Annotated in this window: 15 protein-coding genes and 1 pseudogene; 10 read left to right on the forward strand and 6 right to left on the reverse strand. The window is 69.8% G+C overall.

Annotation, left to right across the window (positions count from 1 at the left end; all coding sequences use genetic code 11):
- Window positions 1–8 precede the first annotated feature (8 nt).
- On the reverse strand, window positions 9–1,145 hold the full coding sequence (locus tag OP79_RS35345) for an ATP-grasp domain-containing protein (RefSeq protein WP_033326043.1): 1,137 nt from the start codon (window positions 1,143–1,145) through the stop codon (window positions 9–11).
- A 216-nt stretch (window positions 1,146–1,361) separates the two neighbouring features.
- Here OP79_RS35345 and OP79_RS35350 point away from each other — a divergent pair, with 216 nt between their 5' ends.
- The 3 genes and pseudogenes from OP79_RS35350 to OP79_RS35360 all read left to right on the forward strand — a co-directional run bounded on the left by OP79_RS35350 (window position 1,362) and on the right by OP79_RS35360 (window position 3,584).
- Window positions 1,362–2,048, forward strand: a complete 687-nt coding sequence (locus OP79_RS35350) for a 4'-phosphopantetheinyl transferase family protein (protein ID WP_033326045.1) — start codon at window positions 1,362–1,364, stop codon at window positions 2,046–2,048.
- A 107-nt stretch (window positions 2,049–2,155) separates the two neighbouring features.
- A pseudogene (locus OP79_RS49955) lies at window positions 2,156–2,674 on the forward strand (ISAs1 family transposase); the annotation flags it as partial.
- A 307-nt stretch (window positions 2,675–2,981) separates the two neighbouring features.
- Window positions 2,982–3,584: a sugar O-acetyltransferase gene (locus tag OP79_RS35360; RefSeq protein ID WP_033326047.1), complete on the forward strand. Its 603-nt coding sequence runs from the start codon at window positions 2,982–2,984 to the stop codon at window positions 3,582–3,584.
- A gap of 201 nt (window positions 3,585–3,785) precedes the next feature.
- On the opposite strand, the gene OP79_RS35365 is transcribed toward OP79_RS35360, so the two are convergent.
- The gene (locus OP79_RS35365) at window positions 3,786–4,088 is read right to left on the reverse strand and encodes a putative quinol monooxygenase (protein WP_033326048.1); all 303 of its coding nucleotides are present in this window, start codon (window positions 4,086–4,088) and stop codon (window positions 3,786–3,788) included.
- 273 nt (window positions 4,089–4,361) lie between these two features.
- On the opposite strand from OP79_RS35365, the gene OP79_RS35370 reads away from it, so the two are divergent.
- The 4 genes from OP79_RS35370 (at window position 4,362) to OP79_RS35385 (ending at window position 8,508) form a co-directional block, all read left to right on the forward strand.
- Window positions 4,362–5,384, forward strand: a complete 1,023-nt coding sequence (locus tag OP79_RS35370; RefSeq protein ID WP_033326050.1) for a sugar ABC transporter substrate-binding protein — start codon at window positions 4,362–4,364, stop codon at window positions 5,382–5,384.
- Between the two features lie 177 nt (window positions 5,385–5,561).
- A complete protein-coding gene (locus OP79_RS35375) occupies window positions 5,562–6,575 on the forward strand; it encodes an ABC transporter permease (RefSeq protein WP_033326052.1) in 1,014 nt (337 codons plus the stop codon).
- On the forward strand, window positions 6,572–7,408 hold the full coding sequence (locus OP79_RS35380) for an ATP-binding cassette domain-containing protein (RefSeq protein WP_033326054.1): 837 nt from the start codon (window positions 6,572–6,574) through the stop codon (window positions 7,406–7,408). The genes OP79_RS35375 and OP79_RS35380 overlap by 4 nt, the downstream gene beginning before the upstream one ends.
- A 77-nt stretch (window positions 7,409–7,485) precedes the next feature.
- Complete coding sequence (locus tag OP79_RS35385; RefSeq protein WP_033326056.1) at window positions 7,486–8,508, forward strand: LacI family DNA-binding transcriptional regulator; 1,023 nt, start codon at window positions 7,486–7,488, stop codon at window positions 8,506–8,508.
- An 80-nt stretch (window positions 8,509–8,588) separates the two neighbouring features.
- On the opposite strand, the gene OP79_RS35390 is transcribed toward OP79_RS35385, so the two are convergent.
- On the reverse strand, window positions 8,589–8,819 hold the full coding sequence (locus OP79_RS35390; RefSeq protein WP_033326058.1) for a hypothetical protein: 231 nt from the start codon (window positions 8,817–8,819) through the stop codon (window positions 8,589–8,591).
- A 398-nt stretch (window positions 8,820–9,217) separates the two neighbouring features.
- Here OP79_RS35390 and OP79_RS35395 point away from each other — a divergent pair, with 398 nt between their 5' ends.
- Window positions 9,218–10,450 (forward strand): MAB_1171c family putative transporter, encoded by a 1,233-nt coding sequence (locus tag OP79_RS35395; protein ID WP_033326060.1) that lies wholly within the window; start codon window positions 9,218–9,220, stop codon window positions 10,448–10,450.
- Between the two features lie 71 nt (window positions 10,451–10,521).
- Window positions 10,522–11,916 carry an FAD-dependent oxidoreductase gene (locus OP79_RS35400; protein WP_033326062.1) on the forward strand — a complete coding sequence of 465 codons (1,395 nt, stop codon included), beginning with the start codon at window positions 10,522–10,524 and terminating at the stop codon, window positions 11,914–11,916.
- Here OP79_RS35400 and OP79_RS35405 read toward each other — a convergent pair.
- Genes OP79_RS35405 through OP79_RS35415 form a run of 3 tightly spaced genes read right to left on the reverse strand, consistent with a single transcriptional unit; the run spans window position 11,838 to window position 14,298 of the window.
- Window positions 11,838–13,046, reverse strand: a complete 1,209-nt coding sequence (locus tag OP79_RS35405; protein WP_051745157.1) for an MAB_1171c family putative transporter — start codon at window positions 13,044–13,046, stop codon at window positions 11,838–11,840. The two genes, OP79_RS35400 and OP79_RS35405, sit on opposite strands and share 79 nt — an antisense overlap.
- Before the next feature lie 11 nt (window positions 13,047–13,057).
- The gene (locus OP79_RS35410) at window positions 13,058–13,588 is read right to left on the reverse strand and encodes a hypothetical protein (protein ID WP_033326175.1); all 531 of its coding nucleotides are present in this window, start codon (window positions 13,586–13,588) and stop codon (window positions 13,058–13,060) included.
- Window positions 13,589–13,620: 32 nt separating this feature from the next.
- The gene (locus OP79_RS35415; RefSeq protein ID WP_033326064.1) at window positions 13,621–14,298 is read right to left on the reverse strand and encodes a helix-turn-helix domain-containing protein; all 678 of its coding nucleotides are present in this window, start codon (window positions 14,296–14,298) and stop codon (window positions 13,621–13,623) included.
- A gap of 227 nt (window positions 14,299–14,525) precedes the next feature.
- Between OP79_RS35415 and OP79_RS35420 the strand changes: the two genes are divergently transcribed.
- Window positions 14,526–15,197, forward strand: a complete 672-nt coding sequence (locus OP79_RS35420) for an MmyB family transcriptional regulator (RefSeq protein WP_033326066.1) — start codon at window positions 14,526–14,528, stop codon at window positions 15,195–15,197.
- Window positions 15,198–15,318 lie beyond the last annotated feature (121 nt).

Raw genomic sequence — 15,318 nt, forward strand, 5'->3', positions numbered from 1 at the left:
GAGAGGGCTCAGGCAGGGGTGGGAGTGGCGGCCGACTCCGTCGCGGGGGAGGGCGAGGAGGAGGGGACGGGAACGGCCGGCAGGGTGGGCTGGACGTCCTCCAGGCGTGGCTGCGGCAACGACACCACACCCACCGGGCGCGGACCCGCGACCACCGCGTAGTCCCGGCCGAGGAACGGCGGTACCAGCTCGCCCGGGTCCTCACCGAGCGCCAACCGCACGGCCGCCCAAGGAGCGTTGAGGCCGCACTGGGAGAGCTGGTGCAGACCGCCGGCCGGGCGCGTGTTGACGTCCATGAGCACCGGCTCGTCCTCGTACATACGGAACTGGATGTTGGTCAGGTAGTGCAGATCGAAGGCCCGGGCGATGTGCCGCGCCGGCTCGATGAAGGACGGCTGCAGCGTGAAGCCGCGCCGACGGCCGTTCTTGGTCCGGCCCACCGCCATCCGCACCCGCCCGTCAGGCCCCGTCAGACAGTCGACGGACACCTCCGGCTCCTCCAGGCGCGGCATCACCAGCCAGTCGACGGGGCCGTCGGCCTGCCGCAGCGCGTCGACGACGAGGTTCAGCGGCACGTACGGGCTGGGGAAGCCGTTGAGGTGCATGAGTGAGAAGGGGGTGCGCGTGATGATGCGGAAGCCGACTCCGCCCGCCCCCGCGGCCGGCTTGAAGCACGCCTTGTGGCCGTCGGCCTCCAAGGCGTCGACCGCCGCGACGAGTTCGTCCTCGGTACGCACCCGCCACCACGGCGGCACCGGCACCCCGAGCGCCTGCACCGCCTCGTACGCCGTCACCTTGTCGTGGAAGGTCGCCACGGCCTCGGCGGGCGGCGCCAGCAGGGCTGTACCGGCCGCGGCGAAGTCCTCGCGGTGCGCGGCGACCGCCGCCTGGTGCAGCACCGGTACGAACACGTCGATCGAGTGCCGGGCGCACTGATCGAGGGCGTACTCGACGTACGCGGCCGGAGACAACCCCTTCGGTTCCAGCTCCGCGGTGTCAGCAGCGGCCAGGATGGGAGAGTCGGGGTCACCGTGCGTCGCATGGATCTCGACCGGACGGCCGCTGGGATTCTCCCGCAGCTGATCCATGAAGAACACGTTCTCCGCGTACGTGCGGTTGAGCCAGACGCGTACGCGAGAGACCATGCAGGCCACCTTTCAGGGTTCGCGGGCACGGCGAAGCAGGCCGTGCCCGGCCAAGGAGTTTGGAGGTACACAAAACCGCCGTTCGAAAACGGTGAGCGCGCGGTTGTGTAGGGCCGATCATAGGGGTTCCGGCGCATGATCGCTGCTACGTCCATGTTACGGATTACGCCCTGCTGGGTACGCTGCGCCGCATTCTGCCGATGGAGGTCGGATCCAGTGATCGAGGAGTTGCTCCCGGACCCGGTCGTGACCGTGGAAGCGCACGGTGACGAGCCGACCGAGGGCGCGACGCTGTATCCCGGGGAACAGGCGCTGATCGCGCGGGCCGTGGAGAAACGACGCCGCGAGTTCACCGTCGTACGCACCTGTGCCCGGCGTGCGATGGACAAGCTCGGCGTTCCCCCGCAGGCCGTCCTGACCGGTGAGCGCGGGGCCCCGCAGTGGCCCGCCGGACTGATCGGCAGCATGACGCACTGCGAGGGCTACGCCGCCGCGGCGCTGGCCCGCGCCACCGACCTGGCCTCCCTCGGCATCGACGCGGAGCCCCATCTGCCGCTTCCGGACGGTGTGTTGCCCTCCGTATCGCTGCCCGCCGAGGACGGCCGGCTGCGCGCGCTCCGTGCCGAGCACCCCGCCGTCCACTGGGACCGACTCCTCTTCAGCGCCAAGGAGTCGGTCTACAAGGCCTGGTTCCCCCTCACCGGGAAGTGGCTGGACTTCACGGAAGCGGACATCGAGGTCGGCCTGACGCCCGGGCACACCACCGCGGGTGTCTTCCGCGCCCGGCTCCTGGTGCCAGGCCCGGTGGTGGACGGCCGCCGGGTCGACCACTTCGACGGGCGCTGGACGGTGGGCCGGGGGCTTGTGGCGACCGCGGTGAGCGTGGCGTACGACGGTGGCTGACGCCGGCTCGGGGACCGCCCGGTCGTGCTGCCCGCGCCGCCTTGGCCCGCAGGCTGGGTATCCATTTGGCCTACCTGACATCCCTGCTCCCCGACGAACCCGCAACTCCCGCGCCGCTGATGCCCGACGGCGGCCCGGAGCGCGAACAGCGCCGGGCCCACCAGGCTGCCGCCCAGGGCGGTCCGGTGCGCCGCAGGCGCCGGGCGATCGCGGTGGACGGAAAGTGCCTGCGCGGTGCAAGACGCCCCGACGGCAGCCGGGTCTTCGTGCTCTCCGCGGTCCGCCACGGCGACGGCATCACCCTGGCCTCGCGTGAGATCGGCGCGAAGACGAACGAGATCCCCGAGTTCCAGCCCCTGCTCGACCAGATCGACGATGCCGACCTCGCCGACACGGTCACCACCGCCGATGCTCTCCATGCCCAGCATTCCCATACCGCCTACCTGCGCGAACGCGACGCCCATTACCTCCTCACGATCAAGAACAACCAGCGCGGTCAGGCCCGCCGGCTCCACCGGCTGCCCTGGAAAGAGGTCCCTGTGATCCACCGTGACGACGCCCGCGGCCATGGCCGCCACGAGCAGCGTCACGTGCAGGTCGTCACCGTCAGCGGCCTGCTCTTCCCCGACCCCTCCAGCACCGGGGTCGAGGTCTTCGCCGAGGGCGGCGCCGTCACCCTCGACCACGTGCAGGCATGGCAGTTGAAGTCCATCTGGCGGTGACGAGCCGGGGGTCCGTGCGTCGGTCGCCAGGAGCGGCTTCCGGCGCGCGGCTCTCGGCGGGGCAGGCGCCGAGGAAGCGGCGTGAAAGCAGTCTCCGCGGGGCCGGTGCCCCCCTGTCCCTTCGCGGTGCACGTACCCTCTGGAGGCGCGCGGTCGACCGGGGACACGCCGGGCCTGTGCCCGAGGGATTGGACGAAGGGAACGTTCCGCTGTGACGCATGCTCACGAGGAAGAAGTCCTGGCTCGGATCGCCAAGGGGCTGATCTACACCGAGTCGGAAGCGGCCTTCCAGGCCCCTCGGCGCCGCACCGAGCAGATCTTCGAGTACAACCACACACCACCGAGCGAGCCGGAGAAGCGTCGATCGCTGCTCGTCGCGATCTTCGGCTCGGTCGGTGAACGCACGGTGCTGCTGCCGCCGTTCCACGCCGGGTTCGGCAGCAACGTCCACATCGGCGACGACTTCTTCGGGAACGTGAACCTCACGTTCGTCGACGACGTGGACATCCGCATAGGCGACGGTGTCATGATCGCGCCCAGCGTGACACTGACCACGACGGGACACCCGGTGCATCCCTCGCGACGCGCTGACTTCGGACGGTTCTCGGAACCGATCGTGATCGAGGACAAGGTGTGGATCGGTAGCAACGTGGTGGTCCTGCCCGGCGTTCGCATCGGATACGGGTCGGTCATCGGCGCCGGCAGCGTCGTCAGCCGCAGCATTCCCCCGATGACCGTCGCGCTCGGAACCCCTTGCCGGGTGGTCCGCCCCATCACGGACGAGGACCTCACCACCCGTACCGCCGGGCATTAGTGCTGGTTGCGGATCCCGCCACCCCTTCCCAGCCGCGCCGCGCGGGGCCTGGCTGCGGCTGGGCGAGCGCGCTTCGCAAGCACGATCAGCCGACATGGGCCCTGGCCGGCCTGTCCTGCCGCGCCGTCCAGGCGCGGCAGGACAGGCCGGCCAGCGAAGCAGAGCGCGGTGGGCCGTTCCGCCGCCGGTGCTCAACGCACGTCACGGATGCGTGGCCAGCGGATCGAGGAACGTCAGTACGGAGGCGTCCTCCTCGATCAGCGGGGTGAGGACAGCGTTGAACGGAGCGCCGTACGGGGCGGCCAGGTGTGTCTTGAAGGCGTCCTCGTCCCGGTAGACCTCGAAGATCCAGTAGGCGCGCGGGTTGGCCGCCTTGGTGTAGACGTCGAAGGCCAGGTTGCCTTCCTCTTCGCGCACCTTCAGGGCGTAGTCCCGGATCAGGCGGGCGACCTCGTCCTGAGCTCCCTCTCGGGCGGTGAACTCGGCGAGCAGGGTTTTCGTCATGGCTTCGTGTCCTTGTCAGTGGGTGGAGTCGCTGCTCTTCTCTTGGAACGCGGCGGCAGAACGGGCACGTTGCGGGCAGTCACTGAGCGGATTCGGGCGGGCGACGGCACGGGCGTTGCCGATTTGTGACGGGTGCAAGGCATTGACGTTGCCTGGAGACGGAGTCCATCATCCTGGCCAAGCAGTGTCAACGATGACATAAGTCAACGATGACACCTCGGGACGGCATGCCCCGATGCCGGCCGCTCGCCCGCAATCCCGCAGGAGTTGTTCATGTCACGCACCTCTCGTCAGCCCTCCTCCTTGCTCAGAGCCGCTACCTGCACGGGTGTCGCAGCCCTCGCCCTGACCGCCTGTGGATCCGGATCCGAATCGGGCACCGCGAGCGCCGGATCGGGCAGCGTCAAGGTCGGTCTGATCACCAAGACCGACACCAACCCGTTCTTCGTCAAGATGAAGGAGGGCGCGGAGAAGGCCGCCAAGGACAACGGCGCCGAACTGTCCACCGCCGCAGGCAAGTTCGACGGAGACAACGCCGGTCAGGTCACGGCCATCGAGAACATGGTCGCCGCCGGCGTGAAGGGCATCCTGATCACCCCGAGCGACTCCAAGGCCATCACGCCCGCGATCGAGAAGGCCCGCGCCAAGGGTGTCCTGGTCATCGCCCTGGACACCCCGACCGAGCCGGAGAGCGCGGTCGACGCCCTGTTCGCCACCGACAACGTCAAGGCCGGCGAGCTGATCGGCGAGTACGCCAAGGCGGCCATGAAGGGCAAGGACGCGAAGATAGCCACCCTCGACCTGGCGCCGGGCGTCTCCGTCGGCGTCCAGCGGCACAACGGCTTCCTGAAGGGCTTCGGCATCGAGGAGGGCGACCCCTCCATCGTCTGCTCCCAGGACACCGGAGGCGACCAGGCCAAGGGCCAGACCGCGATGGAGAACTGCCTCCAGAAGGAACCCGGCATCAACGTCGTCTACACCATCAACGAGCCCGCCGCGCTGGGTGCGTACACGGCGCTCAAAGCCAAGGGCCGGGAGAAGGACGTCCTGATCGTCTCCGTCGACGGCGGTTGCACCGGGACCGAGGCCGTCAAGGACGGCACGATCGCCGCGACCTCGCAGCAGTACCCGCTGAAGATGGCCGCTGAGGGCGTCAAGGCCGTCGTGACGTTCGCCAAGGACGGCAAGAAGGCATCCGGTTACACCGACACCGGCGTCACTCTCATCACCGACAAGGCGCAGGACGGGGTCACGTCCAAGGACACCGCTTATGGCCTGGAGAACTGCTGGGGCTGAGCCGCCCTCCAACTGCCGTCGTAGCTGCCGCCGTTCGAAATCCCTCAGCGGGGCGGCCGTCCCCTCCTCCCCGACCCGGGGACGGCCGCCCCCTCGTCCTCTTGCCGTCCGACAAGGACTGAGCTTCCCGTCCGACACGGACCGACAAAGACTTCTGTCTTCCGACAAGGACCTCGCATGACTGCCACGTCCACGCCCCCGAGCAAAACCTCGCCGTACGCGGAGCTCAAAGCACCGACGACGGCCCGCCAGCTGCTCACGGCACCGACCACCGGCCCGCTGGTCGCTCTCCTCCTGGCCTGTGTCTTCTTCTCCTTCTCGACCGACCAGTTCCTCACCGGCGGGAACTTCTCGCTGATCGTGCAGCAGGTCATGGTCGTCGGCACCCTCGCCATCGGCCAGACTCTGATCATCCTCACCGCGGGCATCGACCTGTCGTGCGGTGCCGTGATGGCGTTCGGCAGCATCGTGATCGCCAAGATGGCGGCCGAGGGCTCCCTGCCTCCGCTCGCCGCGATCGCGCTGGGCTTGGTCGTCTGCGGCGGCTTCGGCCTGCTCAACGGGGCGCTGGTGCAGAAGATCCCACTGCCGCCGTTCATCGTCACCCTCGGCATGCTCAACGTGGCCTTCGCGCTGACCCACATCTACTCCGAAGAGCAGACCGTCACCAACCTGCCCGGCCCACTGACGGCCCTCGGGCAGACCTTCCCGCTCGGCAAGACCGACATCACCTACGGCTCGCTGGTCACCATCGCCCTGTTCCTCCTCCTCGCCTACGCGCTGAGCAGCACAGGTTGGGGCCGGCACGTCTACGCCCTGGGCAACAGCCCTGAAGCGGCGCGGCTGAACGGCATCCGCACCTCCCGGCTGACCATCGGCGTCTACACCGCGGCCGGCGTCCTCTACGGCATCGCCGCCCTGCTGCTCATCTCCCGCACCGGAGTCGGCGACCCGCAGGCCGGGCAGACCGACAACCTCGACAGCATCACCGCCGTGGTCCTCGGCGGCACCAGCCTCTTCGGCGGACGCGGATCGGTCCTGGGCACGTTCATCGGCGTCCTCATCGTCGGCGTCTTCCGCAACGGCCTGCAGCTGATGGGCGTCGCCTCCATCTACCAGACCCTGATCACCGGTGTCCTGGTGATCCTCGCGGTGACCGTCGACCAGCTCTCCCGGAAGAAGGCCCGATGACCACCACCTCCTCCCCGACCCCTGTGCTGCAGGCCCGCGGTCTGGTCAAGCGCTACGGCCATGTCACCGCCATCGACGGAGCCGACTTCGATCTGCTGCCCGGCGAGGTGCTCGCCGTCATCGGCGACAACGGAGCCGGCAAGACCAGCCTGATCAAGGCCCTCACCGGTGCGGTGATCCCCGACGCGGGCGAGATACGGCTGGGCGGCAAACCGATCCAGTTCTCCGGGCCGCAAAGTGCCCGTGCTCACGGCATCGAGACGGTCTATCAGGACCTCGCCGTGGCCGCCTCCATGGACATCGCGTCGAACATGTTCCTCGGGCGCGAGCTCCGCCGCCCCGGCGTCCTCGGCAGCGCCTTCCGCATGCTCGACAAGAAGCGCATGCGCCAGGAGGCCGCCGAGCACATGGCCGACCTGAAGATCGGCCTGCGCTCGCTGACACAGTCGGTCGAGACCCTCTCGGGCGGACAGCGGCAGGCCGTGGCGGTCGCCCGCGCCGTCGCCTGGGCCCGCAGCGTCGTCGTCATGGACGAACCCACCGCCGCTCTCGGCGTCAAGGAGTCCGGCCAGGTCCTCGACCTCATCCGCCGCGTCCGCGACAAGGGCATGCCGGTCGTCCTGATCAGCCACAACATGCCGCACGTCTTCGAGATCGCCGACCGGATCCACGTCCACCGACTGGGCCGGCGCGCCGCCGTGATCAAGCCCTCCGACTACTCCATGGCGGAGGTCGTCGCCATCATGACCGGCGCGCTCACCGTCGATGAGGCCGGAGGTACGGTCGTAGCGGATTCCGAGGCGGCGAAGGCCGCAGGCGTCCAGGCCAACTGACGTACGACTGAAGTACTTACAGGTTCCGGCCGCGGCCCGCGGCCGGAACTGACGAGCAACAGGAGACCGTTTCCTCGATGGCAGCGAACCGCCGCCCCACCCTGGCCGACGTCGCACGAGAAGTAGGTGTCAGCGCCAAAACGGTCTCCCGTGTCGTCAACGAGGACGGACCCGTCTCGGAGCAGACACGGGAACAGGTACTCGCCGCGATGGCCAGGTTGGGCTTCCAGCCGAACCTCATGGCACGCAACATCCGCGTCGGCGGTCCGGACACCACCATCGGACTGGTCGTCCCCGACCTCGGCAACCCTTTCTTCGGAGCCGTGGCCCGCGGCATCGAGGACACGGTCCGCGAGCGCGGACTGACGCTGCTCATGGGCTCCTCCGCGGACGACCCCGACCGCGAACGCGCCCTGACGGCCAAGTTCCTCGCCCGGCGCGTCAGCATCCTGATCGTCGTGCCGTCAGTCGGCGCCGACCACTCCCAACTCAAGTCCCACCGTACGGCGGGGCTGCCCATCGTCTTCCTCGACCGACCAGGAGTCGGCCTGTCCACGGACAGCATCGTCAGCTCCAACCGTTCGGGGGCCCGGGACGGCGTCGCCCACCTGATCGCCCACGGGCACCGCCGCATCGGATTCGTCGGCGACCTGCCCGTCAAGCTGTACACCCGCCGCGAACGCCTCGCCGGATATCGCGCGGCCCTGCAAGAGGCCGACATCCCCTACGACCGCTCGCTGGTCGCCAGCGCACACGACCAGCAAGGGGCTGAGGCCGCGACCTCCCAACTCCTCGAACTGGCCGATCCCCCCACGGCCCTGTTCGCCGGAAACAACATCATGGGCCTCGGAACCGTCGCCGAACTCGCCCGCAGCAAGCGCAAGGACGTAGCCGTCGTCGCCTTCGACGACGTATCACTCGCCGAGGCACTGGAACCGGCCCTGACCGTCGTCGCCCAGGACCCCGAAGAAATCGGCCGCAGCGCCGCGGCCACCGCCCTGGCCCGCCTCGACGGCGACCGCTCCCGCGCTCGCACCATCACCGTTCCCACCCGGCTGATCGTCCGAGGCTCGGGTGAGCAACCCGCGCCCAAGCCGTAGGCGGTCACGTCCACGGACGTGGTGTACGGCGGGTTGTTGAGGCTGCCGCTCAATATCCGACGCTACCGTCACGGGGATCGTCACGGCTGAGGGCACCAGGCGTGCAGCAGGCGGAAGAACGCCTCCTCGTTGCCCGCGAGGCCCGCCGCCTCCAGCGCGCGCTCGGCCTCCGCGAGGGCGGCGGGCGGTACGACGACGGGGCGGGGCGCCGTGCCGGGCGGGTTGTCCAGTGCGGCTCGTACCGTGTGCAACAGGCGCAGATAGGCCTGCACGGCGGTGCGTTCGTGATCGGTCAGTACGGCGGTCGGCATCGGACGACTCTCCCGGTTCGGCTCGGCTCCTGCGTTCACGCGCCGTCGCACAGCGGTGGCGCTGGGTCCAGCTTGCCGTCCACCACTGACAATCAGGTCTGCGGCCGCGTACACCTGAACGGTGCGCGGCCGCAGACCACGGCGTGAACCCCGGCAGACCGGCACGTGGAGGATGGAGCGGGACCGCGACAGGAGTACCGGTGGGACCGGAAGCCGGAGAGGTCCAGGCCTGGCAGTGGGCTCGTACGTCTGGAATATTTGCCGGGCAGGGTCCGGCATGTGAGGAGTAGTCAGCAGATGCGTCGCCTTGTCACGCGGCTGGTCGGAGAGTTCCAGGCCGAGAAGGAGACGGGGCGTATCGACGCGTCACTGGGCAGCCGTCGGCCGCAGGTCTGAGCATGGACGCCTCCGCCTACTACTACATACCCGCGTTCGTCTGCTGGGCCGGACTGGGACTGAAGCTGCCCGGCCTGCTGAACGCGTGGCGCGACCCCTTGGTTCGGGCCGTCTGCTGGGTGATCTTTCTGGGCGGCGCCGGCTTCTTCCTCGCCGCTCCCCGCACCGTCGCCGGGATCAACGAAGCGACCGGCATCGCGAACTTCTCCGCCGCGCTGGTGTACGCGATGGTGAGCGCCTACAGCGCCAGCTGCCTGCTGCTGATCATCCACTGGCGTGGCGGGCCCGATGCGTACGTGCGCCGCCTCACCCTGCGCTGGAAGGCCGGCTATGCCGTCCTGGTCGCCGTACTGATCACCCTGTTCGTGCTGGGGGAGGCACCCAGCGAGCGGCTCACCGACTTCGACACCTACTACGCCACGACCCCGTGGATCGGGCCGATGATCGTGCTGTACCTGCTCGGCCATATGACGGCCGCCGTCGCCACCACCGTTCTGTGCGGGCGCTGGGCGCGGGAGGTGCAGGGATGGCTGCGGGCCGGACTGTGGCTGCTGGTCCTCGGCTGGCTGCTCAACCTGTCCTTCAGCGGTCTCAAGCTCACCGCGGTGATCGCGCGATGGACGGGCCGGGACTGGGACATGCTGAGCACGCTTCTGGCGCCCCGCCTCGTGGGCCTGGCGGCGGCCGTCACCACCGCCGGCTTCATCGTGCCGCTCCTCGGTCCGTGGGGGAGCGCCGTCTGGCGCACCGTGACGACATGGCGGCGGCTCGGCCCGCTGTGGCGGGAACTCGGTGGCGCCCACCCCGGCAGTCCGCTCTCCGCCCCGATTCCCTGGTACTCGTCGCCGTTCATCCGCCTCACCCGACGTGAGGCCGGAATCGAGGACGGGCTGCGGCTGATCCGTCCCTACCTCGACGACCAGGTCCGCTCACGTGCCCGGACAGCGGCCCGTGCCGCGGGCCACGGCGCCGACAGCGCCGCCCGCATCGGCCACGCGGCGATGGTCGCCGCGGCTGTACGCGCCTGCCGACGTGCCGGACCGGTCACACCGGCGGCCCTCTTGGAGAACGGCGAGAACACCGAATACGCCGTGCACACCGAGTACGCCGAGACCACCGAACTTCCCGCCACGCGCCCGTCCTTGATCGGTATCGCACACGCCTTGCGTACGTCCCCCATAGTGGCGGAAGCCCGTCGGGAGTCCGCCCGGCAAGCGGTCGCCAGCCATGACTGATGCGGCGGCGCAGCGCCTCGTATCGGGAACAACAGCTAACGGGAGCAACAGCAACAGAAGGAGTGTCCGACTTGTCTGACAGAACTGCCCCTCGTCGCACCGCGGTGGTGGTCGGAGGGGGGATGACGGGCATGCTCGCCGCCGCCGTACTCGCCGACCACGCCGACGTCACCATCGTCGAACGCGACCTGCTGCCGGACGAACCCCAGCCACGCAAGGGACTGCCGCAGGCTCGCCACGCCCACCTGTTCTGGTCCGGCGGCGTCAAGGCTCTCGAGGAGATCCTGCCGGGCATCACCGGCCGGCTCGTCGACCGCGGCGTCCGGAGAACCCGCGTCATGACCGACCTGGTGTCCCGGGCTCCGTCCGGCCAGTGGTTCCGGCGGTTCACCCATGCCCGGCACAGCTTCCTCGTGGGCAGCCGTGATCTGCTCGACGCCGTGATCCGCGCCGACGTGCTGCCGGACCGGCGGATCACCCTGCTGCAACAGACCGAACTGCTGGGCCTGGAAGGCAGCGCGGACCAGGTGACAGGAGTGCGGATACGCGAGGCGGAATCGGAGCGCACCCTCCCCGCCGACCTGGTCATCGACGCCAGCGGGCGCGCCAGCCGCGCTGCCCACTGGCTGGGGGACCTGGGGCTGCCGCCCGTCCACGAGCGCACCGTCGACGCCGGAATCGGCTACGCCAGCCGGATCTACCGCCCGCCGGCCGACGCCGTCGACCTCCCGATCTTCAACGTCCAGGCCGAGTCCCAGGCCAATCCGGCGCGGGGCGGCGTCATCCTCCCGATCGAAGGCGGCCGGTGGCTGGTGACCCTGTCCGGCAGCCGCGGCGGGCAACCCACCAGCAACAACGACGAGTTCGTGCCCTTCGCCATGAAGCTGGCCCACCCCCTCATCGGCGAACTCCTCACCAGGGCCGAACCCGAGACCGACGTCGTCACCACCCGCAGCACCGCCAACAAGCGCCGCTACTACGAGAAGGCCGCCCGCTGGCCCGAGGGCCTCGCCGTCCTCGGCGACGCCATCGCCGGCTACAACCCCATCTACGGGCACGGAATGAGCGCGTCGGCCCAGAGCGTCCTCGCTCTGCGCGGTGTACTGCGCGAGCAGGAACTCACCGCACCCGGCACGGCACGGCGCATCCAGAAGGCCGCGGCCCGGCCCGTCGACAACGCCTGGAGCCTGGCCGTGGGCCAGGACGTGTTCCGGCCGGGCGCCAGCGAACAGCCGCCCACCCGCCTGGAGAAGACGCTTGCCGCGTTCGTCGACAAGGCCGCCGACGCCGGTTCCCGCAATCCGCACGCCATGCGGATCCTGCTGGACGTGATGAGCATGGAGAGGGACCCGACGCGGCTGCTCATGCCCGACATGCTCGCCCTGGTCTATCTCGGCCGGAAGAAGCCCCGGTTGAGCGGACCCCCGCTGACCGCGAAGGAGGCCGCCGCGACGACGGGGGACTGACGCAGGGCGAGGGACATCCGTACCAGGTCGCGCGGCCCTTCGGTGGACGCGGGCGGAGCCGCGTCCACCGACGCCGAGCTGATGACCCTGCCCTCCGGGTCGGCGGCCCTGGCCCGCACCGCCGCCGTCACCATCGCCGCGTCGGCCTCCGCCTGCGCCTGGACGGGATCGGAGCCCGCGGCCACGGCCGCTTCGTAGGCGCCCGCACGGATCTCGGTGTCGAAGTACGGATACAGCGCGAGCATGCCGTCGTGGATGTCGGACTCCCGCTGGGTAACCTGGAGTTCGGCGGGCGACCACCACGAGATGCGTACGGCACGGTCCTTGGGCGGCGCGAGAGGCCTCAACTCGTGCCACAGCGGCCCGAGTCGGCGATAGGTGGACCAGGTGCTCCAGAGGTCCCCGAAGCGCTGGCAGACCGGCGGAAGACAGAAGCCGAGCGCGCTGAGCTGCATCCCGGCTGAGGCCATCGCGGGTGCCACGTAGGTGCTCAGGTCGTCCAGGTTCCCGCCGCTCCACCGGGCGACAACGGCGGCGAACTTGGTGACGGAGTAAAGGATGTTGCACAGAAAGCCGAGCGCGATGATCAGCAGCCCGGCCCGCAGCCAGCCGCGTACCTGAAGCGCCCAGCGCCAGCACATGACGTCCATCGCGACGCCCCCGACGGTGAGCGACACGAGGTAGAGCACGATCATCTCGCGGAGGAACGGCGTGTTGGCGTAGTACGTGTCGAGGTCCCGCAGCCGTTCCTCCGGAGCGTCCCCGAGGACGAAGAGCACGACCAGCGCCACGATCACCACGCCGTACCCGGTGATCCAGCGGCGGGCGGTCCGCCGGAGGCGACCCGGCGGACCGCCGCGCCAGTGGATGATCACTACCAGACAGGCGGCGCTGAGGGCGCCCAGCAGGCCGTAGACGAGCGGCGCCGAGGCGTTCGCGATGCCGGTGAGGCGGTTGACATCGGCGATCGTCGGCGGAGCGGCGAAGAAGAACACCAAGCCCGACAGGGCGATCAGCGTGCACACGGAACGCTGCAGCGGATCGTGCCAGGAGCGCAGCAACGCGGGTGTCTTGACGGCGAGCGCGATCGCCATCGCGAGAGCCGGTATGTAGTAGCCGGAGTCATCCATGGCGTGGCGGCTCAGCCCCGCGGCCCGCGGTAGCCGAGGGACGCCCCGATCCGGCCCGCGACCCCGTCCCGTGACACGGGCCCGCGCTGTGGCGAACCGGCAAGCCACGCACGGCACTTGCTGGCCAGCAGCAGCCCGAAGCCCTCCGCGTCCCGCTCGTCCGCGAGGTCGAACCGGGTCCTGGCGGCCACCTTCAGGACGGTCGCCTGCAGATCGGCGTCGTCGGACAGCAGACGGGCGGCGACGGCTGCGCCCTCCACATGGTGGGCGCAGTGCCCGGCCTTCATGTGCCACAGCTCATGGCCGAGGATGACCAACTGGTGGTCGGGCGCGGTGCGTTCCTCGATGACCACGAGGTCCTGGTCCGCCATGTCGAGCCAGAGCCCACTGGCGGTGCCGGGCGGGAAGGGGGCCATACGGAACTGCACCGGACGGCCGCGGCGTCTGCTCATGGCCCCGCACAGCGCGGCGTACAGGTCGGCGGGCTCCGCCGGTGCCGGGAGCGAGAGCTCGCCGATCAACTCGCCGCACAGGCGGCGCATGTCCCTTCCGATGCCCACTGTTCTCCCCCGGCTCACGACTCGGGCCGTTTGACGCTCTCCAGAAGCATGTCCAGCCATTCCGCGACCTTGTCCCGGTGCTGGTCCGTCGGCAGCTGCGCGGCGCGCCAGGCGATGCCCCGCACTCCGTGGTCCTGGAGCAGCTGCTCGAAGGGGTCGTCCGCACTCGCGGCCGCCGCGGCTCTCTCCCGGTCGGCTCTCTCGCGGTCGGCGAGCTGCTGGAGCAGCTCCTGCTCGGAGCGCTGGAGGGCGCCGGCCAGCGCCTCGGGGTCCTCGGCCGTCAGGAACCCGGCGTGCACTCTGAAGAAGCGCTGAATGGCGTCGCAGTGCTCCATGGTGGGGCGCCGGTCCCCGTTGATCAGAGCGCCCGCCTGCTGGCGCGACATACCCGCGCCGTCGGCGATCTCCTGCTGGGTGTACCGGCGGCCGTTCGGCTTCAGACGCGTACGGCGCAGCAGGTCGAGGCGCTGCAGGAAGCGGGTCTGCAGATCCGGCTCACCGGCGGCGGGCCTGCCGCTCAGCAGCGCCTGGACCACGACCTCCGGCACACCGGACGCGACGGACAGCCGCCGGACGTCGAACACCTGGCGGTGCGGCACACCGAGCCGGTCGGCGAGGGCGGCGACCCGCCCCACGACGGCCGGCAGCAGACCCGTCGCCGTGGCGCCCGGAACCTCGAAGCCATCCGTCACCGACAGATCTCCCACGTTTCTCGACCGGCCGTGTACCGCGCGATACACGGTGAACTGCCCGGAGGTTAGCCCCTGGTTCGAACTCGCATCCAGCTCTCGCCACAACTGTGGCGCGATTCGTTCGTCGACGGGCGGCAAATGCCACGATAGTTGACGCCACGGAGCCGGGGATAGCAGGATCGCGACGCCGCGTGTAAGGCCGCAGAGGCAAGAGGGGTGACCTCCCGATGGAGTACCAGGCAGGAGGGCAGCGGCCGCGGCCGCGACCCGCCCCCGAGAGTCTGAGGGCCCAGGCCTATTTGCAGGATTACGCCGCATTGCTGGAGGCCGTCCCCTTCCCCTCCGTCGTCTTCGACCACCGCTGGGACGTCGTCCTCACCAACGGCGCATTCGAGACACTTTTCCGCGGTGTGGGCCCCCATCCCACGGCCATGCCGAGAGACAACTTCCTCCGGTTCGTCCTGTTCCATCCGGATGCGGGCACGGTCCTCGCCGAGCACGAGTCGAGCTGGTGCCTGCCGATGCTGGCCCACTTCGCCGCGGCGATGGAACGGCACGACCAGGACCCGGTGCTGCGGTCCATCCTCCGGGACATCGCGCAGGACCCGATCATGGACGCCGCGTACCGGCACGGACTGCCGCACTGGATCCGCTCGGTCGGCCCCGACGTCCTCGAACACGACGGCGCGGTACGGCCGTTGTGGCACCCGGACCCCCGGTGGGGCCGTACCGACTGCCGGATCGTCGGCGAGACCCCCAAGACCCTCACGGACATGGGCTATACGCGCATGACGCTGGTCCTGCGGGACGCTCGCCGCTCGGCGGGACCGGTACGAACTGCTGCGCGCGTGCGGCGGGCTACGAGTCACCTCAGCGTGGTGCCTGCCGCCGAGGCGTGACGCTCCGCTGGGTGGGGCGGTTCCAAGGTGCGTTCCTTGACTGCGGGTTCGTCGTGGCTGGTCGCGCAGTTCCCCGCGCCCCTGAAAGGGAGCCTGCGGCCCCCTTTCAGGGGCGCGGTAC

The organism is Streptomyces yerevanensis, from assembly GCF_000716805.1.
Taxonomy (GTDB): domain Bacteria; phylum Actinomycetota; class Actinomycetes; order Streptomycetales; family Streptomycetaceae; genus Streptomyces; species Streptomyces flaveus.

Excerpts from the sequence above, each read along its gene's own strand:
- OP79_RS35345 (WP_033326043.1), bottom strand. The coding sequence starts at position 1,145 with ATGGTCTCTCGCGTACGCGTCTGGCTCAACCGCACGTACGCGGAGAAC.
- OP79_RS35365 (WP_033326048.1), bottom strand. The coding sequence starts at position 4,088 with ATGACGAAAACCCTGCTCGCCGAGTTCACCGCCCGAGAGGGAGCTCAG.
- OP79_RS35370 (WP_033326050.1), top strand. The coding sequence starts at position 4,362 with ATGTCACGCACCTCTCGTCAGCCCTCCTCCTTGCTCAGAGCCGCTACC.
- OP79_RS35375 (WP_033326052.1), top strand. The coding sequence starts at position 5,562 with ATGACTGCCACGTCCACGCCCCCGAGCAAAACCTCGCCGTACGCGGAG.
- OP79_RS35380 (WP_033326054.1), top strand. The coding sequence starts at position 6,572 with ATGACCACCACCTCCTCCCCGACCCCTGTGCTGCAGGCCCGCGGTCTG.
- OP79_RS35385 (WP_033326056.1), top strand. The coding sequence starts at position 7,486 with ATGGCAGCGAACCGCCGCCCCACCCTGGCCGACGTCGCACGAGAAGTA.
- OP79_RS35390 (WP_033326058.1), bottom strand. The coding sequence starts at position 8,819 with ATGCCGACCGCCGTACTGACCGATCACGAACGCACCGCCGTGCAGGCC.
- OP79_RS35395 (WP_033326060.1), top strand. The coding sequence starts at position 9,218 with ATGGACGCCTCCGCCTACTACTACATACCCGCGTTCGTCTGCTGGGCC.
- OP79_RS35405 (WP_051745157.1), bottom strand. The coding sequence starts at position 13,046 with ATGGATGACTCCGGCTACTACATACCGGCTCTCGCGATGGCGATCGCG.
- OP79_RS35410 (WP_033326175.1), bottom strand. The coding sequence starts at position 13,588 with ATGCGCCGCCTGTGCGGCGAGTTGATCGGCGAGCTCTCGCTCCCGGCA.
- OP79_RS35420 (WP_033326066.1), top strand. The coding sequence starts at position 14,526 with ATGGAGTACCAGGCAGGAGGGCAGCGGCCGCGGCCGCGACCCGCCCCC.